Genomic DNA, 26,350 nt, shown 5'->3' on the forward strand with positions numbered 1-26,350 from the left:
CGGGAATCCGTCCGATAATCGACCCTGTCCGACGCGCCGTCCCGGCTCGCCGGTGCTCCCCGTCCGCGAGCGACAGGCAGGTACCCCATGGTCAGGATCGCCGTGATCGGCGCGGGTGGCACCATCGGCGGCGCCGTGGTGGAGGAGGCGGCGGCCCGCGGGCACGAGGTGACGGCCGTGGTCCGCGACCCGGACCGCTACCGGGGCCCGGCGGCCTTCGTGGAGCGCGCGGACGTACTGGACCCGGCGGACGTGGCCCGGGTCGCCGGCGGCCAGGACGTGCTGGTGAGCGCCGTCGGCGGGGGCGACGGCCCCGGCCACCTGGCGCTGATCGAGCCCGCCGCCCGCTCCCTGGTCGAGGGCCTGCGCGCGCTGGGCGACGCGGCGCCCCGGCTGATCGCGGTCGGCGGGGCGGGGAGCCTGGAGACCGCGCCGGGCGTGCGGGTCTGGGACGACCCGGGCCTGCCGGAGCCGGTCCGCCAGATCATGCACGCCCACGGTGCCGCGCTGGACTACTTCCGGACGGTCTCCGACCAGCGCTGGACGGTGCTCAGCCCGGCCGCCGAGATCGGCCCGGGAAAGCGGACCGGCCGCTACCACACCGGCCTGGAGCAGCTGCTCACCGACGCCAAGGGGCGCAGCCGGATCTCGGTGGCGGACTACGCGGCCGTCCTGGTGGACGAGGCCGAGCAGCCCGAGCACATCGGCGAACGCTTCACCTGCTGCGCCTGGTGAGTCGGCTCAGCCCAGCTGGATCGAGCGCTTGGCCAGGCCCATCCAGAACCCGTCGATGACGCTGCGCTGGCTGTCCAGGTCGGCCTCGCCCGCGCCGAGGGTGACGAACAGCGGGGCGAAGTGCTCGGTGCGCGGGTGGGCCAGCCGCCCGGCCGGGGCCTTGTGCTCGAAGTCGAGCAGCGCGTCCAGGTCCCGGGCCTCCAGGGCGCGCCGGCCCCAGTCGTCGAACTCGGCCATCACCGAAGTGACCCGGCCGTCGTTGCTGAGCGCCCGCAGGTTGTGGGTGAAGAAGCCGCTGCCGACGATCAGCACGCCCTCGTCGCGCAGCGGGGCGAGCTTGCGGCCGATCTCCATCAGCCGCCGGGGGTCGAGGGTGGGCAGCGAGACCTGGAGCACCGGGACGTCGGCCTCCGGGTACATCTCCACCAGCGGGACGTACGCACCGTGGTCGAGGCCGCGGTCGGGGATGTCCTGGACGGGCGTGCCGGGGGCGCGCAGCAGCTTGCGCACGCGCTCGGCGAGCTCCGGCGCCCCCGGGGCGGCGTACCGGACGCGGTAGTAGTGCTCGGGGAAGCCCCAGAAGTCGTACACCAGCGGGAGGGTGGTGACGGCACCGAGGGCGAGCGGGGCCTCCTCCCAGTGGGCGGAGACCATCAGGACGGCCCGGGGCCGGGGCAGCTCGGCGGACCAGGCGGCCAGCTCGGCCGGCCAGACCGGGTCGTCGGCCAGCGGCGGCGCGCCGTGCGACAGGTACAGGGCGGGCATGCGCGCGGGGGCCGCGGTGCTCATGGCGTCCTCCTCGGAGTGGGGGCGGGCGGAAAGTAGTTCAAATTTGAACGTCTATCGCGGTCGACGGTACACCTTCGTTCGAATTTGAACAACAGGAGTAGGCTTCACCGCATGTCCTCACTGAGCGAACCCCGCTGGCTGGACCCGGACGAGGCGGCCGCCTGGACGGGCTTCGTCACCGCGAGCAACCTGCTGAACCGGCGGCTGGAACGCCAGCTCAAGGAGGACTCCGGGCTCTCCCACCAGCAGTACGAGATCCTGGTGCACCTGTCCGCCGCCCCCGGTGACTCGCTGCGGATGACCGAGCTCGCCGACAAGCTGGTCACCTCCAAGAGCGGCCTGACCTACCAGGTCACCCAGCTGGAGCGGGCGGGCCTGGTCGCCCGCCGCTCCTGCCCCAGCGACGTGCGCGGCGTCATCGCCGAACTCACCGACCAGGGGCGGGAGGCGCTGCGCCAGGCCGCGCCCGGGCACGTCGCGCTGGTGCGCGAGCTGCTGATCGACGTGCTCACCCGCGAGCAGCTCGCGGTGCTCGCCGAGGGCCTCGGCGCGGTCAGCGCCCGGCTCCGCCTGGACGACGCCTAGCCGTCACCGCCGGCCCCGGACCCCTCGCCGAGCCCCGCCGCCCCGGACCCCTCGCCGAGCCCCGCAGCCCCGGCTCCTTCGCCGAGCCCCGCAGCCCCGGCTCCCTCGCCGAGCCCCGCCGCCCGGGCTCCCTCGCCGAGCCCCGCCGCCCGCTCCAGCAGCAGCTCCCGCTCCCGCTCGTTGCGGGTCAGCCCCGCCGCCCGCTCGAACTCCGCCCGGGCCTCCGCCGCCCGCCCCAGCCGCGCCAGCAGGTCGCCGCGCACGCTCGGCAGCAGGTGGTAGCCGCGCAGGGCCGGCTCCGCCGCCAGTTCGTCCACCAGCTCCAGCGCCGCGGCCGGGCCCCGGGCCATCGAGACCGCCACCGCCCGGTTCAGCGCCACCACCGGGGACGGCGTCAGCGCCAGCAGCCGCTCGTACAGCGCCGCGATGGTCGCCCAGTCGGTGTCCGCGTAGCGCCGCGCCTTGGCGTGGCAGGCGGCGATCGCGGCCTGCACCGAGTACGGCCCGGTGCCGGCCCGCTGGAGGGCGTCGAACCCGCGCCGGATCAGCAGCCCGTCCCAGCGGGCCCGGTTCTGCTCGGCCAGCAGCACCGGCCGACCGTCCGGGCCGGTGCGGGCGGCGGTGCGCGAGGCCTGGAACTCCAGCAGCGCGGCCAGCCCGTGCGCCTCCGGCTCGGCGGGCATCAGCGCGGCCAGCAGCCGGGCCAGCCGCAGCGCGTCCTCGCACAGCCGGGGGCGGAGCAGGTCGCTGCCCGCGGTCGCCGAGTAGCCCTCGTTGAACACCAGGTAGACGACCTCCAGCACGGAGGAGAGCCGGCGCGCCCGGTCCTCCCCGTACGGCACCTCGAACGGCACCTCCGCCTTGGCCAGCGCCCGCTTCGCCCGGACGATCCGCTGCGCCACCGTCGGCTCGGGCACCAGGAAGGCGCGGGCGATCTCCGGGGTGGTCAGCCCGCCGAGCAGCCGGAGGGTGAGCGCGATCCGCCCCTCCGCGGGCAGCACCGGGTGGCAGGCGGTGAAGATCAGCCGCAGCAGGTCGTCGTCGATGTCGTCCGGCTCGGCCGGCTCCGGGGGCGGCGCCTCCCGCACCGACCGTCCGACCTCGGCGAGCTTGCGGGCGTAGACCTCCCGGCGGCGCACCAGGTCGACCGCCCGGTGTTTGGCGGTGGCGGTCAGCCAGGCGCCCGGATTGTCCGGCACGCCCTCCCGCGGCCACTGCTCCAGCGCGGCCACCAGCGCGTCCTGCGCCAGCTCCGCGGCGATGCCGACGTCCCGGACGATCCGGGCGACCCCGGCGATGATCCGCGCGGACTCGATCCGGAACACCGTTTCGACGGCCGCCGCCGCCCCGTTCTCCGTCACAGCCACCCATCAGAGCAGCCGGCGGAGAGCGGGGCAAACACGGCACGGCCGTTACTGCGGCGGCGCCGCCATCTCGTCGATCTGCCGGACCTCGGCCTCGATCGGCCAGTGCACGGGGTGGACCTGGAGGAAGCGCCTGGTCCACTCCAGGGCCTCGGCGTGGTCCTTGCACTGGAGGATGGCGTAGCCGCCGACGACCTCCTTGGTCTCGGTGAACGGCCCGTCGGTGAGGCCGACCCTGCCGTCCCGCCAGGTCAGCCGGGTGCCCTGGGAGGTCGGGGTCAGGCCGGCGGTCTCCAGCATCACCCCCGCCTTGGTGATCTCCTCGAACAGCGCCCCCATCCGCTGCTCGAAGCCCGGATCCGGCTCCCAGCCGTCGCGGGAGTTCTCGTCGATGCGGATCAGCGTCATGAAGCGCGGCATGGTGACTCCTCGGTCGTGCGGGCGGGGCGCTTCCCCGCCTTCACTCCTGCGTCGAACGGGCGGGCGCCGGATCGACACCCGTCCCGGAGAATTTTCCCGGCTCTTCCGGGCCCCTGCCCGGAGCCAGCATCTGCGAGTGGGAATCCGTCATGTCCTTCGCATCTGCGAATGCCCGGGGTGCCGCTCGGGTACGTCTCCTGCCGGGCCGCGACGCCGTGGCCCGGCAGGAGGGAGCCCCCCATGACCCCGGCGAGACCCACCGTCCGACTGCACGGCCACCTCGACCGCCCCGCCGAGCTGACGATGGCGCAGCTGCGCGCCCTCCCTGCCCGCCGGGTGGAGGTCGGCTTCGACTGCCGGACGGCGGGCGAGCGGCGCCACGGCTACGAGGGCCCGGCGCTGCTCGACGTGGTGCGCGCGGCCCGGCCCCGGATCGACTTCTCCGGCCGCAAGCAGCGGCTGCGCTTCCTGCTCTCCGTGCTCGGCGCCGACGGCCACCAGGCGGTGGTCTCCTGGGCCGAGATCGACCCGGACTTCGGCGGCCGGCAGATCCTGCTCGCCACCACGGTGGACGGCACCCCACTGGACGCCGCCGGGCCGCAGCTCGTCGTCCCCGACGACCGCTGCGGGGCGCGCTACGTCAGCGCCGTGACGGCGGTCTGGCTCGGCCCGCTCGGGGACCCGGCCCGCTACCGCGCCTGAGGGGGCGTCCGTCGTGGGGCGTCCGTCGTGCGGGCCTGCCGTCCCGTCCCCGCGACCGCACGCCGGAAGGGCCGGACGGCGGTTCGAAAACACTCGCCGGAGCCGGGTTTCCATGCCAACATGCCCCATATGGGGACGATTCTGCACGGCACCTTGGTCACGCTCCGCCCGGCCACCGGCGACGACATCCCGGCGCTCGCGGCCATCCGCGGCACGCCCGAGGTGTTCGCCCGCTGGCGGGGCGGCGACGACCTGGCCGGCGAGGTCGCCAACGACCTGGAATCGCCCGGCACCGAGACCTTCGCGATCGACCTCGGCGGCCAGGTGGTCGGCGCCATCCAGTGGTACGCCAACAACGACGACGAGTACCGGCACGCCGGGATGGACCTCTACCTCGACCCGACGGTGCACGGCCTGGGCCTGGGGACCGACGCCGTGCGCACGATGGCCCGGTACCTGGTGCACGAGCACCACTACCACCGGCTGGTGATCGACCCGGCCGCGGACAACCTCGCCGCGATCCGCTGCTACAGCAAGGTCGGCTTCCGCACCGTCGGCACCATGCGCCAGTACGAGCGCGGCGCGGACGGCACCTGGCACGACAACCTGCTGATGGACCTGCTCGCGGACGAGCTGCTCGACGACTGACGAGCCGTCCCGCCGCCCCGGTCGCTCGGTTGCCGGGCCCGGCCCCTCCGCTTCAGTCCCCGGCCGGCGGGCAGCCGCAGGAGCGCCGGACCACCAGCTGGGCCGGGAAGGTCCGGGCTCCCTCGGCGCGGCGCTCGGGCCCGCCGAGGACCAGCTCCAGCGCGGCCCGGGCCATCTCGTCCTGCGCGGTGGTGACGGTGGTCAGCGCGGGCCCGGCGATCACCGCCTCGGCGATGTCGTCGAAGCCGGCCACCGCGAGGTCCTCCGGCACCCGGATGCCCAGGTCGTCGGCGGCCCGCAGCAGGCCGATCGCCTGGTCGTCCGTCGCGCAGAACACGGCGGACGGCCGGTCGGGGCGGGCGAGCAGGGCGAGCGCCTCGGCGTGCGCGCGGACCCGGTCGAACGGTGCCGGGGTGAGCCGCCCCGCGGTGGGCAGCCCGGCCTCCTCCATCGCGGCGACCCAGCCGGCCGTCCGCCCGGTCACCGGGTCGTGCGGGCTGAGCGCGAAGGTGCCGCCGAAGCAGTGCACGGCGGTGTGCCCGTGGCCGAGCAGGTGGCGGACCACCTCGCGGGCGCCGCCCTCGTCGTCGGCGACGACGGCGACGCCGCCGACGCTCTCCGTCCGGTGGTGCAGCAGCACCACGGGGGTGCCGTCGGCCACGTCGAAGCCGGTCAGCCCGGGGGTGGCCGGGTCCTGGGTGACCAGGATCAGACCGTCCACCTGCATCCCGAGGAAGGCGCGGATGTAGTGCGCCTCGCGCTCGTCGGCGTAGTCGGAGTTGCCGATCAGCAGCAGCCGGCCGTGCTCGGCGGCGGCCTGCTCGACGGCGTGCGCGAGCCCGGCGAAGAACGGCTGGCGGGCGTCCGGGACGACCATGCCGAGCAGGTCGGTCCGGCGGCGGGCCATCGCCTGGGCGACCCGGTTCGGCCGGTAGCCGAGCTCCTCGACCGCGGCGAGCACCCGGGCCCGGGTCGCCGCCGCCACCGGGCGCGGCCCGTCGTTGATCACATAACTCACGACCGCCGTGGACGTCCCCGCCACCCGCGCCACATCGTCCCGCGTCACCCTCGCCATGACCGTTGAGCCTACACAGCCGCTCCGACCAGCGTGTTTGTCGAGCACCGGCCGATCGGCCGCCGGCGGTCGCGGCCGACCCGACCGGTCGGCGGCGGTTGCGGCCCGGAGGGTGGCGGGACAGGCGGTGCCCGAGCCGCCACCGCAGACCGTGGGAGCAGGCCGATGAGCGCGCCGCCGCGCCGCCGCGCCGGCGGGCCGCCCGGCGTCCGAGCCCGGCGGCCCGCTGGCGGGCGCGCATCCACGCCCGGGTGCGCGTCGCGCGGGCCGCGCCGCCGGTGCCCAGGGTCGCGCCCTGGCGCCCGTGCGCGGTGCCGGCGGTGATCCTGATGTTCTGCGCGGCCGGACCGCTGCCCTCCCCCGACGAGCGCTCCAGCGGGTGGACGCGGCCTCCCGGACGCTCACGGCGGAGGTCCTGGTCCAGCCGCAGGGCGCGCTCCGGCAGGCGAACGCCCTGCTCGTCCCCGCCGCGCAGGTGGTGCCGGCGACCACCTCGCTGGGGCAGACCGTGCTCACCTGACCGGCGGGCCGGCCGATCGGCTTCAGCGCGGGGACCTTCGCCCTCGTCGACGGGCGCGTCTCGGACCACCCCTTCGACCAGGACAACGCCTACATCGGCTTCCAGACCACCGTCGGCGGGCGGCCGGTCCCGGTGGTGGTCGGCCTGACGGGGGCCGACCCCTTCTTCGCCTTCCGTCAGGCCGGGGAGGAGGACGAGCGCGGCGGCCTGGCTGGTGGCCCGGCAGCGGCGGGTCATCGTCCGGCCCGCCCTCGGCTGGACGGCGGCCACGCTGGTCGCCCTGGTCGGCATGCGCGACGCCGCGCCCGGCAGCCCGCCGATCGGCTCGCTGCCGGACTACGCGGCGTTCTTCTGGGCGGTACTGCCGGTCGCCCTCGGCCCGACCATGGTCGTGGCGGGCGGTGCCCGGATCGAGGGCGGGCACACGGGCTGACGCCTCGGTAGGCGTGCCCGCTCAGTAGGCGTAGTCCGCGGTGACGTCCGCCGACAGGCCCAGGGCACGTTCGGCGCGCGGGCCGCGCAGGGCCAGCAGGGTCTGGGCGAGGGCGTCCACGGCGGCCAGGTGGGCGAGCCGGCTGGCGGTGGTCTCCAGGCCGAAGACCAGGTCCTGGCCGCCCGCGACCAGGGCCAGCGAGGCCGTCTCGGTCAGCGGTGAGCGGGCGTAGCTGGTGAGGGCCAGCACCCCGGCCCCGGCCTCGCGGGCCCGCCGGGCGGCGTCCACCACGCTGCGGGTGGCGCCGGTGTGGCTGACGGCGACACAGGCCGTGCCCGGGCCGAGCCCGGCGGCGGCCAGCTGGGCGGTGATCGGGTCGGCCGGGGCGTCGACCAGCAGGCCGAGCGCGCGCAGCCGGTACCCGAGGTCGAGCACCACCGCGCCGGACAGCCCGGCGCCGAGCACCACCACCCGGCCCGCGCCGTCCAGCAGCTCCGCGGCCGCCTGGAGGTCGGCCGCGGAGAGCGTGGCGGTGAGGCCGTCCAGGGCGGCCCGGGCGGCGCGCAGCGTCCCGGTGAGCGCCCGGGCCGCCGGGCCCCCCTCGTCCTCGGCGGGGGCGGGGGCGGCCGGGGCCTGCCGGGCGGCGGCGATCTTCAGCTCCTGGTAGCCGCGGAACCCCAGCCGCTGGCAGGCCCGGACCACCGAGGAGGGGGCCGTGCCGGCCAGCGTCGCGACGTCGCTGACGCTCAGGTGCACCAGGTCGGCGCCGCGGTCGAGCACCACCTGGGCGACCCGGGCCTCGGTGCCGCGCAGCTCGCCGAGCCGGGCCCGGATCTGCGCCGCCAGCCGGGACTCCAGCGGCGTGAAAAATTCGGAACGCTCTTCCATGGATCCAGGGTACCGTGGAACCCAGTTCCGGGTCTGTCGGTTTCCGGCGGGCTGTTCGAGGGAGGTTCGTGATGGTCGGAGGCGTCCCGGCCGTGCCGGTGGCCGTGCTGACGGCGGCCGTGCTGCACGCCGTCTGGAACGCACTGGCGCACCGGATCCCGGACAGGCTGGTCGGCTTCACGCTGATCAACCTGACGTACGCGGCCTGCGCGCTCGTCATGGTGGCGCTCAACCCGCTGCCGGCGGCCGCCGCCTGGCCGTACCTGCTGGCGTCGGTCGCGGTCGAGGTGGCCTCGACGCTCCTGCTGCTGCGGGCCTACCAGCTGGGGGACTTCGGGCAGATGTACCCGATCGCGCGGGGCAGCGCGCCCCTGCTGGTGGCGCTGATATCGGTCGCCGTGCTCGGCCGGCCGCTGGGCGCGGGCGCGCTGCTGGGCGTGCTGGTGATCTCCTGCGGGCTGATCGGCCTGGCCTTCGCCCGGGGGATACCCGGGCGGGCGCAGCTGCCCGCTCTCGCAGCCGCCGGCGGCACGGGCGCGATGATCGCGGTCTACACGGTGCTGGACGCCGGTGGCGTGCGGCACGCCGGGACGGTCGGCGGCTACCTGGCCTGGCTGTTCCTGCTCCAAGGAGCCGTGCTGGTGGCGGTCGTGCGGGCCCGGCGGGGCCCCGGGCTGCTCGCCGGAGCGGGCCGCGCCGTGCCGCTGGGCATCGCCGGCGGGGTGCTCTCGCTGACGGCGTACGGGCTGGTGGTGTGGGCGCAGGCCCGGGGGGACATGGCGACGATCGCGGCGCTGCGCGAGACGAGCATCGTGTTCGCCGCGCTGATCGCCGCCGTGGTGTTCCGCGAGCGCCTCGGCCGGCTGCGGCTGACCGCTGCGTTCACCGTGCTGGGCGGGATCGCGGTGCTGGAGCTCGCCCGGCCCTGAGACCGGCGAGTCCGGCCTGAGCCCGGCCCCCCGCCCGAGCCCGCCGGTGCGCGGGCCCGGGGCTCGGGCGGGGGCCGGTCAGGGGGCCGGCCGCTTTCAGGGGTTCGGGCGGCCCCGGGCCCTCAGGCGGCGTCGGGGACGACCACGGTCAGGGAGGTCTCCTGGTGCAGGAAGCCCAGCGACTCGTAGAGCCGGCGGGCCGGATTGCCCTCGGACACCACCAGCGTCACGTCGGCGAGCCCACGCGCGGCGGCGTCCCCGAGGCCGCGGCGCAGCAGGTCGGCGCCGAGGCCCCGGTAGCCGCGCTCCGGGTGCCGGAAGACCTCCGCGACCCAGGGGCGGCCGTCGCGGTCGGTGAGGACCAGCCCGGCGACCACGCGGTCCTCGCCGTCCACCGCGAGCAGGCTGGACGGCAGCACCGGCCCGATCAGCTCGCCCGCGAGCACCGGGGCGACGCGCTCGGCCAGCACCCGGGCGTCCTCGCCCGGGCGGAAGTCGACGTGGCCGGGGGCGAAGGCCGCCCGCCAGGCGCCGTACAGCTCCTCGGGCGGGCGGTCGCAGGGCACCGCCCGCAGGCCGTCGCGCAGCGGCGTGGCCGCCCAGTCGGCGGGCGGGGGATCGGCGCGCAGGTCGCGGCGGAGGGTGTGGGCGTGCCGCAGCACCCGCGCGCCGTGCGCCATCAGCTCCCGACCGAGCGCGGGCGGGCCGGAGACCACCCAGCCGGGCAGCTCGGCCCGGATGAACCCGACGGCGCCCGCCCGTTCGTCCAGGACCTCCAGCAGGTCGGCCCAGGGCCGCCCCTCCCGCTCGCCCGGCAGGTAACGCAGTACCGGTTCGCCGTCGGCGCCCCGCCGGACCACCAGGTCTTGGGCCATGGCCACCCCCACCCTCACGTGATCGATCGTCGGCGGCCCATGCTCAACGAGGCCGTGCCGTCCGGCAACCGGTTATTTCCGGCCACCGCCGCGCCGGGCGACCGCGACCCCGGCCCTGCGTGGATCCCGGCCCTGCGTGCCCGCCGCGCCCGGCGACCGCGCCGCGCCCCGCGAGGCTCCCCGCCTCAGGCGACCACCGCGGCCCGGAGGCAGAGCACGTCCGGGAGGTGGGAGATCAGCAGCGACCAGCTCTCGCCCTCGTCCCGGCTGCCGTACACGTCGCCGGTCCGGTTGCCGAAGTAGATCCCGGCCGGGTCGGCGTCGTCGGTGCGCAGGGCGTCGCGCAGCACGATGCCGTAGTGGTCCTCGCCGGGCAGGCCCCGGGCGAGCTGCTGCCAGCTGTTGCCGCCGTCGGTGGTGCGGAAGACCCGGCAGCGGCGGCCCGGCGGGATGCGGTCGTCAGCGCCGCCCAGCGGGAAGAGGTAGGCGGTGTCGCCCTGGCGCGGGTGGGCGGCCACGGCGAAGCCGAACTCGGCGGGCAGCCCGTCCACGATCGAGCGCCAGCTGCCGCCCCAGTCGTCGCTGCGGTAGACGCCGCCGTGGTTCTGGAGGTAGAGCCGGTCCGGGTGGACGGGGTCCGGAGCGATCTTGTGCACGCACTGGCCGAACTCGGGGTACTGGCCCTCCTCGGGGAAGAACTCGGCGCGCAGGCCGGTGTTGGAGGGCTGCCAGCTGTCGCCGCCGTCCTTGCTGCGGTAGACGCCGCCGCTGGAGACGGCGACCAGCAGCCGCTGGGGGTCGCGCGGGTCGGTCAGGATGGTGTGCAGGCCCTGCCCTCCGTAGCCGGCGCCCCACTGCGGCCGCTGCGGGTGGTTCCACAGCGGCTCGACCAGGGCGAAGGTCTCGCCGCCGTCGGTGGAGCGGAACAGCGCGGCCGGCTCGGTTCCCGCGTAGACCACGCCGGGCGCCTCCTCCCCGGCGGGCTGGAGCTGCCAGACCCGGGTGAGCGAGGCGCCGGTGGACTCCGGGAAGCGGACGGCCGGCCGCGGCGGTTCGGTCCAGCCGGCGCCGAGGTCGTCGGAGCGCCAGACCGACGGGCCCCAGTGGCTGCTGTCGGCGCCGACCAGCACCCTGGTCCGGCCGCCGCGGCGGTCGATGGAGACGGAGTAGATCGCGTTCATCGGGAAGTGCGGCCCGCTGAAGTCCCACGTCAGCCGGTCGCGGCTGCGGCCGAGAAAGAGGCCCTTCTCGGTTCCGACGGCCAACAGCACCTCGGTCATGCCTCACACCACCTGGTCACGAGCACGGCCCCCCGGGACGGCCCCCGACTGCCAGTGTCCCGCCGTCCACCGGCGGTCACACCTCGCCGCGCCGGTCACCCGGGAGGCCGCCACGGCCGAGGGGCCGTCCGCGCCCGCTACCCGCGGCAGTCCTCCAGCAGCCGCAGCCAGACCTCGCTGATCGTCGGGTACGAGGGCACCGCGTGCCAGAGCCGGTCGATCGGCACCTCGCCGACCACCGCGACGGTCGCCGAGTGCAGCAGCTCGGCCACCCCGGGGCCGACCAGGCAGGCTCCGACGAGCACCTCCCGGTCCAGGTCGAAGACGACCCGGGCCCGGCCGCGGTAGTCGTCGCCGTACAGCGAGGCCCCGGCGACGGCGCCGATCTCGTGGTCGATGACCTTCACCCGCAGCCCGGCCTCCTCGGCGGCGGCCGCGGTCAGCCCGACGGCGGCGACCTCGGGCTGGGTGAACACCACCTGGGGCGCGCCCGCGAGGTCCGCGGAGGCGGAGTGCGCGCCCCAGCGCGAGGTGTCCAGCCGGCGCCCCTGCGCGCGGGCGGCGATCGCCGCCCCGGTGATCCGGGCCTGGTACTTGCCCTGGTGGGTGAGCAGCGCCCGGTGGTTGACGTCCCCGGCGGCGTAGAGCCACCCGCCGGCCACGCCGAGCACGGTGCAGCTGTCGTCCACCTCCAGCCAGTCGCCCGGCTTCAGCCCGACCTGCTCCAGCCCGATGTCGGCGGTGCGCGGGGCCCGGCCGGTCGCGTACAGCACCTCGTCGGCGGTCAGCGTGCCGCCGCCGTCGAGGGTGAGGGTGACCGGCCCGGAGCCGTCCCCCCGCTCCAGCGCGGTGACCTCGGTGCCGAAGCGGAGGTCCACCCCGGCGGCCCGCAGGCCCTCCGCGACCAGCTCGCCGGCGAACGGCTCCATCCGCGGCAGCAGCTTGTCGCCGCGCACCAGCAGCGCCACCTCGGAGCCGAGCGCCCGCCAGGCCGCGGCCATCTCCACCCCGACCACCCCGCCGCCGACCACCGCCAGCCGCCCGGGGACGCTCTGCGCAGCGGTCGCCTCCCGGTTGGTCCACGGGTGGACCTCGGCGAGCCCCGGCACGTGCGCGGGCAGCACCGGGCGGCTGCCGGTGCACACCGCGACGGCGTGCCGGGCGGTGAGCACCCGCTCGCTGCCGTCCTCGGCCTCCACCGCCACCGTCCGCACCCCGGCCAGCCGCCCGTGCCCGCGCACCAGCTCGATGCCGGTGTCCCGCAGCCACTGCACCTGGCCGTCGTCCTTCCAGTCGGAGGCGAAGGAGTTCCGCCGGGCGAGCACCGCGGCCGGGTCGAGCCGCCGGTCGCCGACCGCCTCCCGGGCGCCCGCCACCGCACGGGCGTCGGCCAGCGCCGCCGCCGGCCGCAGCAGCGCCTTGCTGGGCATGCAGGCCCAGTACGAGCACTCGCCGCCGACCAGCTCGGCCTCCACGATCACGGTGCGCAGCCCTGCGGCGACCGTCCGGTCGGCCACGTTCTCGCCGGTCGGCCCGGCCCCCAGGACGATGACGTCGTACTCCTCGGCGGTGCTGGTCATGCCCTGTCCTCCGTCGTCTCGGTGGCCGCCGCAGCCCGCCGGTCGGGGGCGACGGCCGTGCGCTCGCAGCTGTGGGGCGGCCGGGCGCACCGGCCCCCGCCCCCGGTGCCGTACCCGGGCCGGGCCCGGCCCGCCCGCAGCGGACCGCGGCCGGGCCGGAACTCCGGCACGGCGTCCGGCGGTTCGGTACGGCTGGGCTGATCGCGCACGGTGCTCGCTCATCGCTCGGGTACGGCGTGGGCCCCATCCTGCCGTTCCGGACGCGGTTGCGCGACGGACGGACACGCCGAGGGCGCCGTGGGGCACACCGTCGGGCGCGGACGGGACAGCGCGGACGGGACAGCAAGGGGGCGACCGGTGCGAGACGGGCCGGGCCGGGCCCGCGCCCGGCTCAGAGCGCGGCGAGCTCCGCCAGCACCGCCGCCGTGTCGGCCGGGCGGGAGAACATCGGCCAGTGCCCGGTGGGCAGTTCGCGCAGCTCCCAGTTCGGCCCGGCCATCCCGGCGAAGAAGGGGTGCCCGGCGGCGATCAGCTCGCGCACCTGGGCGAGCGGGAAGGAGCAGGAGATCAGCGCCTGCGGCAGCGCGGCCCCGGCGCCGGTCAGCCGCAGCCGGTCCCGGAACGCCCCGGCCGGGTGCGGGGTGGCGCGGGCCCGGATCCGGGCGAGAGCGGCTTCGTCCAGCCCCGCCACGCTCGCGCCGTGCTCGGACTGGAACTCCCAGGAGGGCATCGGGAGCCGGCCGTCGACGACCGAGGCGTCGGCCATCCGCTGGTAGTCGGGCTGCCAGAGGTCGTACACCGAGGTGCCGTCGAGCAGCGGACCGCTGTCCAGGTAGACCACCCGGCGGATCCGCTCCGGCACCCGGTCCGCGAGCCCGCCGACCGGGGCGCAGGCGCCGCTGTGGGCGACCACCACGACGTCCGTCAGGTCCTCCCGGACCAGCAGGCCGACGAGGTCGGCGATGTGCTCCTCCAGTCCGAACCGGCCTTCCTCGGTGGCGCGTTCGGCCAGCCCGGGCAGGCTGACGGGGTACACGCGGTGCCCGGCCGCGCGCAGCGGGGCGGCCACCTCGTCCCAGGCCCAGGCGCCGAGCCAGAACCCCGGGACCAGTACGAACGTGCTCATGGCGGATCACTCCGTTCCTCGGTTTGGATGTCAGGGGAGGCCGCGACGGGCCGCGACGGGCTGCGGCGGCATCCACGGCGCCGGCGCGGGCGCAGGCGCGGCGGGCTCGCCGCCCCGGAGCCTCCTCCGCGGCCGGTCGTCGCCGCCGCCGACCTCCACGGACGACTCTAGGATCGGAACCGGACAGAATTCGCCCGGATTTCCCATGCGTCGCCGTCGGATCTCCGCCGGGGTGCCGCGCGGGCGGCCCCGGACGGCGCGGAGAGTGGAAAAGGAGCACCCGGTGGATCACCCGGTCAGCCGAGTCCTCGCCCTGTTGGAGCTGCTCCAGGACCGCCCGGGGCTGACCGGCGCCGAACTGGCCGCCCGGCTCGACGTGGACGAGCGCACCGTCCGCCGCTATGCCGCCCGGCTGGCCGAACTCGGCATCCCCGTCCAAGCCGACCGCGGCTGCTACGGCGGGTACCGCCTGCGGCCGGGCTACCGCCTGCCGCCGCTGATGCTCACCCCGGACGAGGCGGCCGCCGTGGTGCTGGGCCTGCTGGCAGGGCGCAGCTCCGGCCTGTCGGTGGGGGAGGGGGCCGCCGAGGCCGCCCTCGCCAAGATCCAACGGGTGCTGCCGGCGCCGCTGCGCGAGCGGGTCTCGGCCGTCGAGCAGACCCTCGGGTTCACCGCCGCCCCCGTCGGCGGCCCGGGGCCGGCCGCGGCCGCGCTGTTCACCCTGGCCGAGGCGGCCCGGCGGCGCCGCCGGGTGCGGCTCGCCTACCGCGACCGCGAGGACCGGCCCAGCGAGCGCGAGTTCGACCCGTACGGGCTGGTCTTCCACGCCGGCCGCTGGTACACCACCGGGCTCGACCACCGCAGCGGCGAGCCGCGCACCTTCCGGTTGGACCGGATCACCCGGGTGGAGCAGGGCGAGACCGGTTTCGAGCCGCCGGAGGACTTCGACCCGGTCCAGCGGGTGGTCGAGTCGCTGGCCGAGGCGCCCTGGCGCCACCGGGTGGAGGTGGAGCTGGAGACCACCCTCGCCGAGGCCCGCCGCCGGCTGCCGCCCGCCGTCGGGCGGCTCACCGAACTCGCCGGGGGCAGGGTCCTGCTGCGGGCCCGGGCGCAGAACCTGGACGGCGTCGCGCTGCTGCTGGCGGGCCTCGGGTGGCCGTTCACCGTCCGGGAGCCCGCGGCCCTGCGCGCCGAGGTACGGGCGCTCGCGGCCCGGCTCGCCGACTGGGGCGCCGAGCCGTCCTGACGGCCGAGCGGCCCGGACGGCCGGGTCGTCCCGAGGGCGCGGCGCGGCGGCGCTGGCCGGGCCCGGCGCGCCCGGGTACGGCAGGGGCCCCGGCCACGGCAGGGGGCCCCGGGTATGCCGAGGGCCCGGGGAGACGACGCTCCCCGGGCCCTCGGGCGCCCCGGAGTCAGGCCTGGCCGTCGGCCGCCTGCTCCTCGGCGACCTTGCGCTTCACCTCGGCCATGTCCAGGCCGCGGGCCTGACCGATCAGGTCCTCGAACACCGCCTCCGGCAGCGCGCCGGGCTGCGAGAAGACGAGCACGCCCTCGCGGATGATCGCCAGGGTCGGGATCGACTGGACCTCGAAGGCGGCCGCCAGCTCCTGCTGCGCCTCGGTGTCCACCTTGGCGAAGACCAGGTCCGGGTGGCGCTCCGCGGCCTTCTCGTACACCGGGGCGAACTGGCGGCACGGCCCGCACCACCCGGCCCAGAAGTCGATGAAGACGAAGTCCTTTCCCTCCGGGCCCGGGACGATCTCGTCGAAGTTCTCCTTGGTCAGCTCGACCGTGTTGCTCATCTCGCGGTTCCTTCCCTTCCGGAGGCGGCGGTTCAGCCCGTGCGCCCGCCACAACGGTCCTGGTCGGTGGGGTATTCCGGAGCCGTTCCGGCGGCTTCCGGCGCCCGGGTCGAGCAGGCGGCGCCCGCCGCCCGTACAGAAGGGTGTCCGGTTCGTCCAGGTTCATTCCCCATCTGCGGGAGGCACCCCATGCGCAGCACACCCCGCACCCGTCGGAGCCTCGCGCTGACCGCGTCCGGCATCGCCGCCGCCGCCCTGATCGCCGGCTGCGGCTCCTCCGGCGGTTCGTCCGGCGGCTCGTCGTCCCCGGCGGGCAGCCCGGGCGCCTCGGCCGTGACGATGCGGACCGCCCAGGACCCGAAGCTGGGCACCATCGTCACCGACAGCGCCGGTTTCACCCTCTACCGCTTCGACCAGGACCGGAACAGCCCCCCGGAGTCCACCTGCAACGGCAGCTGCGCCGTCGTCTGGCCGCCCGAGCACGCCGACGGCAACGTCACGGTGAAGGGCATCGACAGCAAGCTGGTCGGCACCGTCACCCGTGCCGACGGCACCCGGCAGGTCACCCTGAACGGCTGGCCGGCCTACCGCTACTCGCCGGACGCCAAGCCCGGCGACACCAAGGGCCAGGGCGTCGGCGGCACCTGGTTCGCGCTGACCCCGAGCGGCGGCAGGGCGCCCGCCACGGCAGGGAGCACCCCGATGCCCGGGGCCCCGGGCTACTGACCGGCTCGGCTCCGGTGACGGCTCCGGCCGCCCTCGCCCAGGAGGCCCGGGTGCGCAACGATGAAGTGGTGACCGAGGAGCACCCCGGCCGCGGCGGCGGCGGCCACGGCGCGGGGGCGGCGGACGAGGACCTGATGCGCGCCCTGTACCGCGAGCACGCCGGTCCGCTGTTCGGGTTCGTGCTCCACCTGGTCGCCGGGGACCGGCAGCGGGCCGAGGACGTCGTGCAGGAGACCCTGGTCCGCGCCTGGCGCAACATCCACCGGCTCGACCCGGAGGCGGGCTCGCTGCGGCCCTGGCTGGTCACCGTCGCGCGGCGGATCGTGATCGACGGCCACCGCAGCGCCCAGGCCCGGCCCCGGGAGGTGGACGCCGCGGTGCTGGAGCAGCTGCCGGCCGAGGACGGGATCGACCGGGCCCTGCGCACGATGACCGTCGCGGACGCGCTCGGCGACCTCTCGCCCGCCCACCGGGAGGTCATCGTCGAGACCTACCTGAAGGGCCGCACGGCCAACGAGGCGGCCGCCGCACTCGGCATCCCGGCCGGGACGGTGCGCTCGCGGGTGTTCTACGCGCTGCGCTCGCTCAGGCTCGCGCTGGAGGAACGGGGAGTGACACCGTGACCAGGCACCCCGACCGGCCGCCCGGCGGCCCGGAGCACCTCGACGCCGGCGCGTACGTCCTCGGCCTGCTGGAGCCCGCCGAGCGCGCGGCCTTCGAACGACACCTCGCCGACTGCCCGCAGTGCACCGGGCAGGTGGCCGAACTCCGCCCGGTGGAGCCGCTGTTGGCCCAGTACGCGGCCACCGCGCGGGCCGCCGGGGCGGATCCGGCCGGCCCCGCCCCGCAGCCGGACCCGCGGCTGCTGGACCGGCTGGTCGCCGAGGTCGCCACCACCCGGAGGCGGGGCCGGGTGCGGCGGCTGGTGCTGGCCCTGGCCGCCACCGCGATGGTCGCGGCCGGTCCCGCCGTCACCGCCGCGGTGCTCACCGCCGAAACCACCCCCGCGGTGGTCGCGGTGGCCGAGCAGTTCAGCGCCACCGACCCGACCACCGGCGCGCACGCCACCGTCGGGGTGGACGGCGCCGCCTGGGGCACCCGGGTGGCCCTGCAACTCTCCGGCGTCCGCGGCCCGTTGACCTGCCAACTGCTCGCCGTCTCGCGCACCGGCGAGCAGCAGGCCGTCACCACCTGGTCCGTTCCGGCGGGCGCCTACGCGGACCGGGACGGAACGGTGCGCACCACCGGTGGCACGGCGTTCCCGCTCGGAGACATCGACCACTTCGAGGTCCGCGTCCAGAACGGCGGCACCCTCCTGGTCGCCGTCCCGGTCCACCGCGCCTGACCGCGGCAGGCCGGAGGCGGCTCCGCGCAGCGGGATCGAACCTGTTCAACCCCCTCCCTGTGGTCTTCGCGGTGCGGGCGGCGCACTCTGGAGGGGTAACCGATGGAGGTGATCCGCCATGAAGACTCTGGTCGGTTGGCACATCGAGATGGAGTTCCGCGAAGAGGGTGCGCGGACGAGCGCCGCGGCGCTGCTGCGGCTCGCCGACGGGAGCGAGCTGCGCGCCCACGGCTTCAGCAGCCGCCACCCCTCCGACCCGGAGCAGCTGAGGGTCGGCGAGGAGATCGCGGGGGCGCGGGCGCTCAACGAGCTCGCCTCGCAGCTGCTCACCAAGGCGCACGGCGAGATCCAGGAGGTCAGTCCGGTCCCGACGCATCCGCTGTCGTGACCGCCCGCCCGCCGGCGGCGGCGGTCCCGGCGGACGCCGGGTGCCGGGGCCCTGGTGGGCGCGGCCCGGCGTCCGGCGTGCCGGTGCGCGGTGCTCCGGTGCGCGGTGCTCCGGGAACGGTGCCCCGCCCCGGGAGCGGTCGTCTACGAGGGCATGTCGGGCCGTCAGTTCACGCAGTAGTCGGCGGGCGGCCGCCACTCCGGGCCGACCAGCCGCTGCTCCAGGGCGTTCGGCGTGATCCGGATGCCGACCGTCCCGGCCAGCCCCACCCGGAACCGGCTGCGGGCCAGCGCGACCAGGGCCGTCAGGCCGTACTTGTTGATCAGTGACGTGCGGTAGCGCGCGGTGTCCTCGGCGTCGCACAGCCGGGCCCGCGCCGGGACGGGGCGGCCGGTGGGGCGCCCGTGGGCGTCGCAGGGGCCGACCAGGACGCGCGGGTGGCGCCGGATCCGTTCGGCCTCGCCGGAGTGGGCCGGGGTCCAGACCCCGAGGGCGGTGCCGTCCGGCACCACCCAGAGCTGGGACTCCATCCGGCTGCCGTCCTCGCCGAAGGTGGTGAGCAGCAGGTACCTGCTGTCGGCGAGCCGGTCGGTTCGGTGGTGCACCTGTCCTCCCTGTGCCGTCGGGGGGCGGGTCAGTGCCCGTGGCCCTCGGTGATCTCGCGGAACTCCTCGGCGGTGGGCTTGGGGATCCGCCCGTACTCGCCGTGGAACCCGCGGGAGAGCCGGGTTCGGGTGCGGGTGAGCACCCCCGCCGGGCGGGCCACTCCATTCTCGTCCACCGGGGCGGGCAGTTCGAGGGGGCGGGGCTGTTCGTGCGCCGTGAGCCGGTGCAGTTCCCGCGGCGCGAGCGGGGCGTGCACCTCGGTGAACTCGCCGTGCGGCAGGCGCCTGATGACGCCCGTCTCGCGCCCGTGCAGCACCTTGTCGCGGTCCCGCCGCTGGAGGCCGAGGCACCAGCGCCTGGTGACGACGAAGACGAGGACGGGGACGGCGAAGAAGCCGACGCGGGCGGCGTACGTGATGGTGTCGAGCGACAGGTGCAGGTGGGTGGCGATCAGGTCGTTGCCGCCGGCCGCGAGGGCGACCAGGTACAGGCTGATCCAGGCGGCGCCGAGCGCGGTGCGGACGGGCGCGTTGCGCGGCCGGTCGAGCAGGTGGTGCTCCCGGTCGTCGTCGGTCACCCAGGCCTCCACGAAGGGGTGGACCGCGATGGCGCCCAGCACCAGCGGGAACAGCGCGAACGGGACGAGCACCCCGAGGTTCAGGGTGTGCCCCCACAGCCCGATCTCCCAGCCGGGCATGATCCGGATCAGGCCCTCGGCGAAGCCCATGTACCAGTCGGGCTGGGCGTCGGTGGAGACCTGGTCCGGGCGGTACGGGCCGTACGCCCAGATCGGGTTGACCGTCGCGATCGCCGAGACGGCCGCGATGACGCCGAACACCAGGAAGAAGAACCCGCCGGCCTTGGCCATGTAGACCGGCATCAGCGGCATGCCGACGACGTTCTTCCCGGTCCTGCCCGGGCCCGCCCACTGGGTGTGCTTGTGGTAGAAGACCAGGATCAGGTGGGCGACCAGCAGGCCGAGCATGATGCCCGGGATCAGCAGCACGTGGATGGTGAAGAACCGCGGCACGATGTCGTGGCCGGGGAACTCGCCCCCGAACAGGAACATCTGGACGTAGGTGCCGACCAGCGGGACGGCGAGGATCGAGCCCTCGATGAAGCGGATACCGGTGCCCGACAGCAGGTCGTCCGGCAGCGAGTAGCCGAAGAAGCCGTCCAGCATGCCGAGGAAGAGCAGCAGGAAGCCGAAGACCCAGTTGACCTCACGCGGCTTGCGGAACGCGCCGGTGAAGAACACCCGCATCATGTGGACGAACATCGCGGCCACGAAGACGATCGCCGCCCAGTGGTGGATCTGCCGGATCAGCAGACCGCCGCGCACCTCGAAGCTGATGTCCACCGTGGAGGCGTACGCCTCCGACATCGGGACGCCCTTGAGCGGCACGTACGAGCCGTCGTAGACCACCTCGCCCATGCCGGGCTTGAAGAACAGCGTCAGCCAGACACCGGTCAGGATGATGATCAGGAAGGTGTAGAGGCAGATCTCGCCCAGCATGAAGGACCAGTGGTCCGGGAAGACCTTCCGCAGGTTGGCCCTGGCGAGGGAGTAGATCCCCAGCCGGCCGTCCGTCCAGTCGGCGGCCCGCTGCGCCCGCCCTGGGCTCTGATTCCGGGTCATGTGCACGCACCTCGGTCCAAAGGAAACGGGGAGATGCCCCCGATTCGCACTGGACGCCACCATAATCGGGGAGTGATCCCCACTTCCACCCCGGGGGGCCACTTCCCGCCTGGGGCCGCCCCGGCGCTGCGGTGCGGCGTGGTGCGGGCGAAGGGCCCGGACACGGCGAGCGGCCCGCCCGGCGTCCCCGAAGGACGCCGGACGGGCCGCGTACGCACCCGAGTCACCCCTGCGGGTGTCAGTGCACCAGCACCGGCACCTCGTTCTCCTGCGCCGCGCCCGCACCCGAGCCCGCCACGGCACCCGGCCGGCCGGCGTTGACGAAGGTGAAGGCGACGGCGGCGGCCGCCACCAGGATCCCGAAGGACACCCAGATCGCGGTCGAGAAGCCGTGCACCATGCCCTGGAACTGGAGCGCCTTGGCAGCCTCCGGCGAGGCGGCCGCCGCGGTGGCGTGCGAGGCCAGCCAGGTGGCGGTCGCGCTGGCCGCGATGGTGTTCAGCAGCGCGGTGCCGATGGCGCCGCCGACCTGCTGGGAGGTGTTGACCATCGCCGAGGCGACGCCCGCGTCGCGCGGCTGGACGCCGTGCGTGGCGAGGCTCATGGCGGGCATGAACGCCGTGCCCATGCCGAGGCCCATCAGGACCAGGCCGGGCAGGATCAGCGCCGGGTAGGAGGTGTTCAGGCCGATGTGGGTCAGCAGGAACATGCCGGCCGAGGCGACCAGGAAGCCGGGCGCCATCAGGTAGCGCGCCGGGACGCGCGTCATCAGCCGGGCACCGATCTGGGTCGAGCCGGTGATCATGCCCGCCACCATCGGCAGGAAGGCCACGCCGGTCAGCACCGGGCTGTAGCCGAGCACGATCTGCAGGTAGTAGGTCAGGAACAGGAACAGCCCGAACATGCCGATCACGGCCATGCCCAGCGACAGGTAGATCCCGCCGCGGTTGCGGTCGAGCACCACGCGCAGCGGCAGCAGCGGGGCCTTGACCCGGCGCTCCACCAGCACGAAGGCGGTCAGCAGTACGGCGGCCGCGACGAACAGGCCGATGGTGCTGCCGGACGACCAGCCGTCCGACTCGGCACGGGTGAAGCCGTAGACCAGCGAGACCAGCCCGGTGGTCACCAGCAGCACGCCCGGGACGTCCAGCCGGTTGCGGTTGCGGCCCTCGGCGGGCTCGCGGATCACCAGCACGGCGCCTGCGGCGGCCACGATGGCGAACGGGATGTTGACGAAGAAGGTCCAGCGCCAGTTCATGTACTCGGTGAGCAGGCCGCCGAGGATCAGGCCGATGGCGCCACCGCCACCGGCGATCGCCCCGTAGATGCCGAAGGCCTTGGCGCGCTCCCTGGCCTCGGTGAAGGTCACCGCGAGCAGCGAGAGCGCGGCCGGCGCGAGCAGCGCGCCGAACACGCCCTGGAGCGCGCGGGCGCCGAGCAGCATCGCGGTGTTGGCCGCGGCGCCGCCGAGTGCGGAGGCGAGGGCGAAGCCGCCCAGGCCGACGATGAACGTCCGCTTGCGGCCCCAGAGGTCCGCGATCCGCCCGCCGAACAGCAGCAGGCCGCCGAAGGCCAGCGCGTAGGCGGTGATCACCCACTGGCGGTTGCCGTCGGAGATGCCCAGGTCCCGCTGGGCGGACGGCAGGGCGATGTTCACGATGGTCGCGTCGAGGACGACCATCAGCTGGGCGAGGCCGATGAATATCAGCGCCTTCCAGCGCCGGGGATCGGGCAGCGTCGCCGGTCGGGCGTCGGTTTGAGGCATGGGGGTACTCACTTCACGGTGCGTGGTGTGCGTGAACGGTCGGGTGCCGTCAGGGAACGGCGGGTCGCCGCACCGGCGCGGTGCGGTGGCAGGGCGTGCCGGGGCGCGGCAGGGCGCGCCCGGACGGTCGTGATCGGTGCCGGTGGTCGTCGGTACTGGTGGTCGGTGGTACCGGTGGTCGGTCAGTTCTGCGGCTGGAAGTCCTCGAAGGTCGCGGCCCGGCCGGGCAGCACCGACGGAGCCGGTGTGCGCAGGCCGTCCAGGAAGATCTGCAGGTGCCGGTGGACGAAGTCGTCGAGCAGCCGGCAGGTGGTGTTCGGCAGGGGGCGGGTCAGCTGGCTCATCGCGATGAACAGGTCACCGTGGTCGACGTCCGGCCGCAGCTCGCCCGTGTTCCGGGCGCGCTCCATCAGCCCGCCCACAGCGGCCTGGAGGCGCTGCCGGATCTCGGTCAACTCCGGGTCGTACGGGTCGACATGGTTGCTGAACAGGGTGCAGAGTCCGCCGACCTTCTCCCCGACGGCCGCGTGCGCGAACCGCTGGAGAGCGTCGAACGGGCCGTCGCCGTCAGGGTCGTCCGCCTCGGCCGTCGCCGTCTCGGCGAGAGCCAGGATGCGGTTCTTGACGAGTACCGCCACCTCGTGGATCAGCGCCACCCGGTCCGGGAAGTTCCGGTACAGCGTGGCATTGCCGACTCCCGCCCGCTTCGCGATCTCGTCCAGCGGCGCGTCCGCGCCGTGCTCGACGAACGCGTCCCGGGCCGCCAGGACGATCCGCTCCCGGTTCCGGCTCGCGTCCGCACGCAGCTTCGGCGTACGGGCGCTCCCGGCGGGTCGGACCGGCTCGGCGGTGGTGGTCACGACGACTGCTCCTCATCAGGGTACCGGGGAAATTCTCCCCGCTTCTTCCAACGTACTCGGAAACGGGGAATCCGTCCCCGGAATTTCCGGCACCCCTGTGACCTGCGTCACATGCCGTCGCCGGCCGCCCTTCCCCCGACCCGGCGGGCGTCTCCTCGGCACCGGGGCCCTGAGGGGCCGGGTGCGCTGCTCCCGGGCATGGCTTCCCCGGGGCGGCGCGGGTGTCGGCCTAGGCTGTGGGCGTCCCGGGCGGCCGGTGGGCCGTCGGAGTCGGGAGGGCCCCGGCGCTGGGGCGGGTCGAGGAGGTTCGCGATGGGCAGCGGTGAGACGGTCGCCAGGGTGCGCTGTGTGGCGGCCGTGCCGTGCTGGGTGAGCCTGATGGCCCGGGAGCTGCGGGACGCCGAGGAGTTCTACGGGCCCCTGCTCGGCTGGGAGTTCGAGGTCGGGCCGGACCGTTTCGGGCCGTACGTGCACGCCGTGGTCGGCGGCGAGGTGGTGGCCGGGCTGGGCGTCGCGGGGATCGGCGCGGTCCCGGTCGCGTGGACGGCCTACTTCGGGACGGAGAGCGCGGACGCCGTCGCCGACGCGGTGCGTGAGCGCGGCGCGACCCTGGCGGTCGGCCCGCTGGCCTTCGACGCCGGCCGGGTGGCCTTCGCCGCCGACCCGGCGGGCGCGGCGTTCGGCATCTGGGAGGGCCCGCTGGGCCGGGCCAGGAAGCTGGACCTGCCCGGGGCGCCGGTCTGGATCGAGCTGCGCACCCCGGACCCGTTCGCGGCGGCGATGTTCTACGGGGAGGTGTTCCGCTGGGACGGCCGCGATCCGGAGCACTTCGACGTCCGCTGGGAGCACGACCGGGTGGTGCTGCGCGCCGAGGGGCGCAGTGTCGCCGCGCTGGCCAAGGAGCAGGCGGGTGGCCCGGCCGGGATGCCGCCGCACTGGGAGGTGTCCTTCGCCGTCCCGGACACGGACCGGGCGGTGGCGCGGGCCGTGGAGCTGGGCGGCGGGACGTTCGGCCCGGCGTTCGACTCGCCGTACGGGCGGGTGGCCCGGCTGCGGGACCGCGAGGGCGCCCGGTTCGCGGTGATCGGCCCGAAGGGGTGAACCGCCCGGGGAGCTGACCGGTCCGGGGCCGGGACGGTCACTCCGGGGCGTCCAGCGCGGCCCGCTCCGCCCGCAGCCGGTCGCCCAGCGCGCTGCGGGCGGCCGCGGGCAGGGCCTTCCGGGCGGCCGGGAAGAGCTGCTCCTCCTCGCCGCGCAGGTGCCGCCGCAGGGTCTGGGCGAGGCCGCGCAGCAGGGTGTCGAAGGCCGGTTCGGCCGGGTCGACCTCCTGGAGGTCGGCGAGGTACTGCCCGATCGCCAGGTGGTCGTGGATGCTGCGGAAGACCAGGGCCCCGCCGTCGGCCACGTCGTGCTGCACCAGCGGGAAGAGGTGCTCCTCCTCGGCGGCGCAGTGGGTGAACAGCAGGTCGGTGAGCCGGGTGAGCAGCTCGGCCCGCCCGGGGCCGTCGGCCGGGGCGGCCTCGATCCGGTCGAGCAGGTCGAGGACCGCCCGGTGGTCGGCGGTGAACTCGCCGAGGATGTCAGGCCTGCGGCTCATGGCCCGCCCGCCTCTCGTACGGAAGACGCCCCCCGACCCTTCCAGTATCCGACGGGCCGGCCACCGACCCGCCACCGCCGGCCCGCCACCGCCAGGCCGCCACCGGCGGCCCGGCACCCGCGCCCGCCCGCCGGCCCGGCGCCCGCCCGCCATGGGCCCGCCCGCTCACCCCCCGTCGCGCCGCCCGGCGAGGGCCAGCAGCCGGGTCTGCGGGCCGGCGTCCGCGGCCACTGGCAGCGGCGGGTCGAAGAGCCCGCTGCCGGAGAGGTCGCCGTACCCGGCGAACCGGTCGAGCGCGAATCCGACGAGTCCGTCCGGGAGCCGGGTGAGCCGCCCGATGCCCTCGGCGAGGTCCCAGGAGTGGATCACCAGGTCGGTGGTGAGCTGGTCCAGGTAGTACTGCCCCGAGGCGTCCCCGAAGGAGAGGTGGACGGTCAGCCCGGTGGCACCCGGGACGGCCCAGGCCTCCCGGGCGGCCTCGGCGGCGGCGGTCCAGGCGCCGACCGGGTCGTCGCCGAGCACGTCGCCGTCGAAGCGCCCGCCGACCTCGCCGACGGTGGCGCCCATCAGCAGCTCGGGCACCCAGAGCTGCTCGCCGGTGAGGTGGTTGACCAGGTCGCGGACGGACCAGTCGCTGCACGGGGTGGGGGAGTCCCACTGGGCGGGGGTGACCAGCCGGACGCGTTCGCCGAAGGCGTCCAGCGCCTCGCCGTACGGGGTGCCGGTCCGAGCCGGCGGCCGGTGCTGCGTGTGATGGGCCATGCCTCCACCCTCCCCGGACCGGGCACCGGCCGCGAGTCGCCGATGCTCCGTCAGTTGTTCAAATTCGAACTTAGGGGTACGGTCGAACGGCGGCGGTTCAAATTTGAACAATGGCGCCCGGGTGACGACCCGCGCCTGCCGCACCACCACCCGTGACCGCGTCCGGACGTACCGGACGACGACCGAACCCCGATCGATGGAGACGCGCATGCCGAGCAGCAGCCCGAGCACGACCGCCGCCACCACCCCCGTCAGCCCGGCCCGGGGCACCGCCGGGTCCGCGACGACCTCCCCGCACGCCTACGACGCCGGACTCCTGCTCCTGCGCCTGGCCCTCGGCCTGACCATGGCCGCGCACGGCAGCCAGAAGCTGTTCGGCTGGTTCGGCGGCGGCGGGATCGACGGCACCGGTCAGTTCTTCACCATGAGCGGCTACCCGGCCGGCAACGCCATGGCCGTGGTGGCCGGCCTCACCGAGACGCTGGGCGGGCTGGCGCTCGCCGTCGGCCTGCTGACCCCGCTGGCGGGCGCCGCGATCGTCGGCACGATGGTCAACGCGATAGCCGTCACCTGGGGCGGCGGCTTCTTCGCCCCGAAGGGCAGCGAGTACGAGCTGCTGCTGACCGCCGGCGCCGCCGCGCTCGCCCTGACCGGCCCCGGCCGCTACGCCGTGGACCGCTTCCTGCCGGTGCTGCGGGCGCACCGCCTGGCGTACGGCGCGGCCGCCGTGGTGGTCGGCCTGGTGACGGCGGGGGTGATCCTGCTGCTGCGCAAGTAGCCGCCGGGAGCGCGGGGCGGGGGGCCGGGGGGGGGGGGGCCCCGGGCCCCCCCCCCCCGGGGGGGGCGGGGGGGGGCCGGCCCCCCCCCCCCCCCAAACCCCCCCCCCCCCCCCCCCCCCCCCCGGGGGCCCC

Annotated in this window: 30 protein-coding genes; 14 read left to right on the top strand and 16 right to left on the bottom strand. The window is 75.6% G+C overall.

Annotation, left to right across the window (positions count from 1 at the left end):
- Positions 1-87: 87 nt before the first annotated feature.
- The gene (locus ACH5AR_RS27435; RefSeq protein WP_396304180.1) at positions 88-735 is read left to right on the top strand and encodes an NAD(P)-dependent oxidoreductase; all 648 of its coding nucleotides are present in this window, start codon (positions 88-90) and stop codon (positions 733-735) included.
- A 6-nt stretch (positions 736-741) separates the two neighbouring features.
- On the opposite strand, the gene ACH5AR_RS27440 is transcribed toward ACH5AR_RS27435, so the two are convergent.
- The gene (locus tag ACH5AR_RS27440) at positions 742-1,524 is read right to left on the bottom strand and encodes a dioxygenase (RefSeq protein ID WP_396304181.1); all 783 of its coding nucleotides are present in this window, start codon (positions 1,522-1,524) and stop codon (positions 742-744) included.
- A gap of 120 nt (positions 1,525-1,644) precedes the next feature.
- Between ACH5AR_RS27440 and ACH5AR_RS27445 the strand changes: the two genes are divergently transcribed.
- Positions 1,645-2,109: a MarR family winged helix-turn-helix transcriptional regulator gene (locus ACH5AR_RS27445; protein WP_396304227.1), complete on the top strand. Its 465-nt coding sequence runs from the start codon at positions 1,645-1,647 to the stop codon at positions 2,107-2,109.
- Here the strand turns inward: ACH5AR_RS27445 and ACH5AR_RS27450 are convergent.
- Complete coding sequence (locus tag ACH5AR_RS27450) at positions 2,106-3,470, bottom strand: RNA polymerase sigma factor (protein ID WP_396304182.1); 1,365 nt, start codon at positions 3,468-3,470, stop codon at positions 2,106-2,108. The genes ACH5AR_RS27445 and ACH5AR_RS27450 overlap by 4 nt on opposite strands.
- Positions 3,471-3,521: 51 nt before the next feature.
- Entirely contained in the window at positions 3,522-3,893 is a 372-nt protein-coding gene (locus ACH5AR_RS27455; protein ID WP_396304183.1) for a YciI family protein, read from the bottom strand.
- A gap of 240 nt (positions 3,894-4,133) precedes the next feature.
- Here ACH5AR_RS27455 and ACH5AR_RS27460 point away from each other — a divergent pair, with 240 nt between their 5' ends.
- A complete protein-coding gene (locus tag ACH5AR_RS27460) occupies positions 4,134-4,595 on the top strand; it encodes a hypothetical protein (protein WP_396304184.1) in 462 nt (153 codons plus the stop codon).
- 129 nt (positions 4,596-4,724) lie between these two features.
- Positions 4,725-5,243, top strand: coding sequence for a GNAT family N-acetyltransferase (locus tag ACH5AR_RS27465; RefSeq protein ID WP_396304185.1), 519 nt, complete (start codon positions 4,725-4,727; stop codon positions 5,241-5,243).
- A gap of 52 nt (positions 5,244-5,295) precedes the next feature.
- Here ACH5AR_RS27465 and ACH5AR_RS27470 read toward each other — a convergent pair whose 3' ends face one another.
- The gene (locus ACH5AR_RS27470) at positions 5,296-6,318 is read right to left on the bottom strand and encodes a LacI family DNA-binding transcriptional regulator (protein ID WP_396304186.1); all 1,023 of its coding nucleotides are present in this window, start codon (positions 6,316-6,318) and stop codon (positions 5,296-5,298) included.
- Between the two features lie 379 nt (positions 6,319-6,697).
- Between ACH5AR_RS27470 and ACH5AR_RS27475 the strand changes: the two genes are divergently transcribed.
- Both ACH5AR_RS27475 and ACH5AR_RS27480 read left to right on the top strand, forming a co-directional pair.
- Entirely contained in the window at positions 6,698-6,838 is a 141-nt protein-coding gene (locus tag ACH5AR_RS27475) for a hypothetical protein (RefSeq protein ID WP_396304187.1), read from the top strand.
- A gap of 214 nt (positions 6,839-7,052) precedes the next feature.
- Positions 7,053-7,271 carry a DUF4436 family protein gene (locus ACH5AR_RS27480; protein WP_396304188.1) on the top strand — a complete coding sequence of 73 codons (219 nt, stop codon included), beginning with the start codon at positions 7,053-7,055 and terminating at the stop codon, positions 7,269-7,271.
- 21 nt (positions 7,272-7,292) lie between these two features.
- Here ACH5AR_RS27480 and ACH5AR_RS27485 read toward each other — a convergent pair whose 3' ends face one another.
- Positions 7,293-8,159 carry a MurR/RpiR family transcriptional regulator gene (locus tag ACH5AR_RS27485; protein WP_396304189.1) on the bottom strand — a complete coding sequence of 289 codons (867 nt, stop codon included), beginning with the start codon at positions 8,157-8,159 and terminating at the stop codon, positions 7,293-7,295.
- A gap of 71 nt (positions 8,160-8,230) precedes the next feature.
- Between ACH5AR_RS27485 and ACH5AR_RS27490 the strand changes: the two genes are divergently transcribed.
- On the top strand, positions 8,231-9,088 hold the full coding sequence (locus ACH5AR_RS27490; RefSeq protein WP_396304190.1) for an EamA family transporter: 858 nt from the start codon (positions 8,231-8,233) through the stop codon (positions 9,086-9,088).
- Between the two features lie 122 nt (positions 9,089-9,210).
- Here ACH5AR_RS27490 and ACH5AR_RS27495 read toward each other — a convergent pair whose 3' ends face one another.
- The 4 genes from ACH5AR_RS27495 to ACH5AR_RS27510 form a co-directional block, all read right to left on the bottom strand.
- Positions 9,211-9,963 carry a GNAT family N-acetyltransferase gene (locus tag ACH5AR_RS27495; RefSeq protein ID WP_396304191.1) on the bottom strand — a complete coding sequence of 251 codons (753 nt, stop codon included), beginning with the start codon at positions 9,961-9,963 and terminating at the stop codon, positions 9,211-9,213.
- Positions 9,964-10,148: 185 nt separating this feature from the next.
- Positions 10,149-11,243, bottom strand: coding sequence for a WD40/YVTN/BNR-like repeat-containing protein (locus tag ACH5AR_RS27500; protein WP_396304192.1), 1,095 nt, complete (start codon positions 11,241-11,243; stop codon positions 10,149-10,151).
- 137 nt (positions 11,244-11,380) lie between these two features.
- The gene (locus ACH5AR_RS27505) at positions 11,381-12,823 is read right to left on the bottom strand and encodes a dihydrolipoyl dehydrogenase family protein (RefSeq protein WP_396304193.1); all 1,443 of its coding nucleotides are present in this window, start codon (positions 12,821-12,823) and stop codon (positions 11,381-11,383) included.
- A gap of 391 nt (positions 12,824-13,214) precedes the next feature.
- Positions 13,215-13,949, bottom strand: a complete 735-nt coding sequence (locus ACH5AR_RS27510; RefSeq protein WP_396304194.1) for an alpha/beta fold hydrolase — start codon at positions 13,947-13,949, stop codon at positions 13,215-13,217.
- Between the two features lie 283 nt (positions 13,950-14,232).
- Here ACH5AR_RS27510 and ACH5AR_RS27515 point away from each other — a divergent pair, with 283 nt between their 5' ends.
- A complete protein-coding gene (locus ACH5AR_RS27515; RefSeq protein WP_396304195.1) occupies positions 14,233-15,195 on the top strand; it encodes a helix-turn-helix transcriptional regulator in 963 nt (320 codons plus the stop codon).
- Positions 15,196-15,361: 166 nt separating this feature from the next.
- Here the strand turns inward: ACH5AR_RS27515 and ACH5AR_RS27520 are convergent, their stop codons facing one another.
- Positions 15,362-15,787, bottom strand: coding sequence for a thioredoxin family protein (locus tag ACH5AR_RS27520; protein ID WP_396304228.1), 426 nt, complete (start codon positions 15,785-15,787; stop codon positions 15,362-15,364).
- Between the two features lie 153 nt (positions 15,788-15,940).
- Here ACH5AR_RS27520 and ACH5AR_RS27525 point away from each other — a divergent pair, with 153 nt between their 5' ends.
- The 4 genes from ACH5AR_RS27525 (at position 15,941) to ACH5AR_RS27540 (ending at position 18,210) form a co-directional block, all read left to right on the top strand.
- Positions 15,941-16,477 carry a hypothetical protein gene (locus ACH5AR_RS27525; RefSeq protein ID WP_396304196.1) on the top strand — a complete coding sequence of 179 codons (537 nt, stop codon included), beginning with the start codon at positions 15,941-15,943 and terminating at the stop codon, positions 16,475-16,477.
- Positions 16,478-16,527: 50 nt separating this feature from the next.
- Positions 16,528-17,100: a sigma-70 family RNA polymerase sigma factor gene (locus ACH5AR_RS27530; RefSeq protein ID WP_396304197.1), complete on the top strand. Its 573-nt coding sequence runs from the start codon at positions 16,528-16,530 to the stop codon at positions 17,098-17,100.
- Positions 17,097-17,822, top strand: a complete 726-nt coding sequence (locus ACH5AR_RS27535; protein ID WP_396304198.1) for a zf-HC2 domain-containing protein — start codon at positions 17,097-17,099, stop codon at positions 17,820-17,822. Before ACH5AR_RS27530 ends, ACH5AR_RS27535 begins: the two co-directional genes overlap by 4 nt.
- Positions 17,823-17,940: 118 nt before the next feature.
- Complete coding sequence (locus tag ACH5AR_RS27540; RefSeq protein WP_396304199.1) at positions 17,941-18,210, top strand: DUF1876 domain-containing protein; 270 nt, start codon at positions 17,941-17,943, stop codon at positions 18,208-18,210.
- Between the two features lie 164 nt (positions 18,211-18,374).
- On the opposite strand, the gene ACH5AR_RS27545 is transcribed toward ACH5AR_RS27540, so the two are convergent.
- The 4 genes from ACH5AR_RS27545 to ACH5AR_RS27560 form a co-directional block, all read right to left on the bottom strand.
- Entirely contained in the window at positions 18,375-18,815 is a 441-nt protein-coding gene (locus ACH5AR_RS27545) for a PPOX class F420-dependent oxidoreductase (RefSeq protein WP_396304200.1), read from the bottom strand.
- 29 nt (positions 18,816-18,844) lie between these two features.
- Positions 18,845-20,455 (bottom strand): cytochrome bc complex cytochrome b subunit, encoded by a 1,611-nt coding sequence (locus ACH5AR_RS27550; protein ID WP_396304201.1) that lies wholly within the window; start codon positions 20,453-20,455, stop codon positions 18,845-18,847.
- A gap of 238 nt (positions 20,456-20,693) precedes the next feature.
- Positions 20,694-22,220, bottom strand: coding sequence for an MFS transporter (locus tag ACH5AR_RS27555; protein ID WP_396304202.1), 1,527 nt, complete (start codon positions 22,218-22,220; stop codon positions 20,694-20,696).
- Between the two features lie 182 nt (positions 22,221-22,402).
- On the bottom strand, positions 22,403-23,080 hold the full coding sequence (locus ACH5AR_RS27560) for a TetR/AcrR family transcriptional regulator (protein WP_396304203.1): 678 nt from the start codon (positions 23,078-23,080) through the stop codon (positions 22,403-22,405).
- 312 nt (positions 23,081-23,392) lie between these two features.
- Here ACH5AR_RS27560 and ACH5AR_RS27565 point away from each other — a divergent pair, with 312 nt between their 5' ends.
- Positions 23,393-24,181: a VOC family protein gene (locus ACH5AR_RS27565; protein WP_396304204.1), complete on the top strand. Its 789-nt coding sequence runs from the start codon at positions 23,393-23,395 to the stop codon at positions 24,179-24,181.
- Positions 24,182-24,218: 37 nt separating this feature from the next.
- On the opposite strand, the gene ACH5AR_RS27570 is transcribed toward ACH5AR_RS27565, so the two are convergent.
- Entirely contained in the window at positions 24,219-24,677 is a 459-nt protein-coding gene (locus tag ACH5AR_RS27570) for a hemerythrin domain-containing protein (RefSeq protein ID WP_396304205.1), read from the bottom strand.
- Positions 24,678-24,842: 165 nt separating this feature from the next.
- Positions 24,843-25,439, bottom strand: a complete 597-nt coding sequence (locus ACH5AR_RS27575; protein ID WP_396304206.1) for a TIGR03086 family metal-binding protein — start codon at positions 25,437-25,439, stop codon at positions 24,843-24,845.
- Positions 25,440-25,647: 208 nt separating this feature from the next.
- Between ACH5AR_RS27575 and ACH5AR_RS27580 the strand changes: the two genes are divergently transcribed.
- Positions 25,648-26,217: a DoxX family protein gene (locus ACH5AR_RS27580; protein WP_396304207.1), complete on the top strand. Its 570-nt coding sequence runs from the start codon at positions 25,648-25,650 to the stop codon at positions 26,215-26,217.
- The last annotated feature ends 133 nt before the right edge of the window (positions 26,218-26,350 follow it).

Origin of the sequence: Kitasatospora sp. NPDC018619 (genome assembly GCF_044391605.1) — a bacterium.
Classification (GTDB): Bacteria; Actinomycetota; Actinomycetes; order Streptomycetales; family Streptomycetaceae; genus Kitasatospora.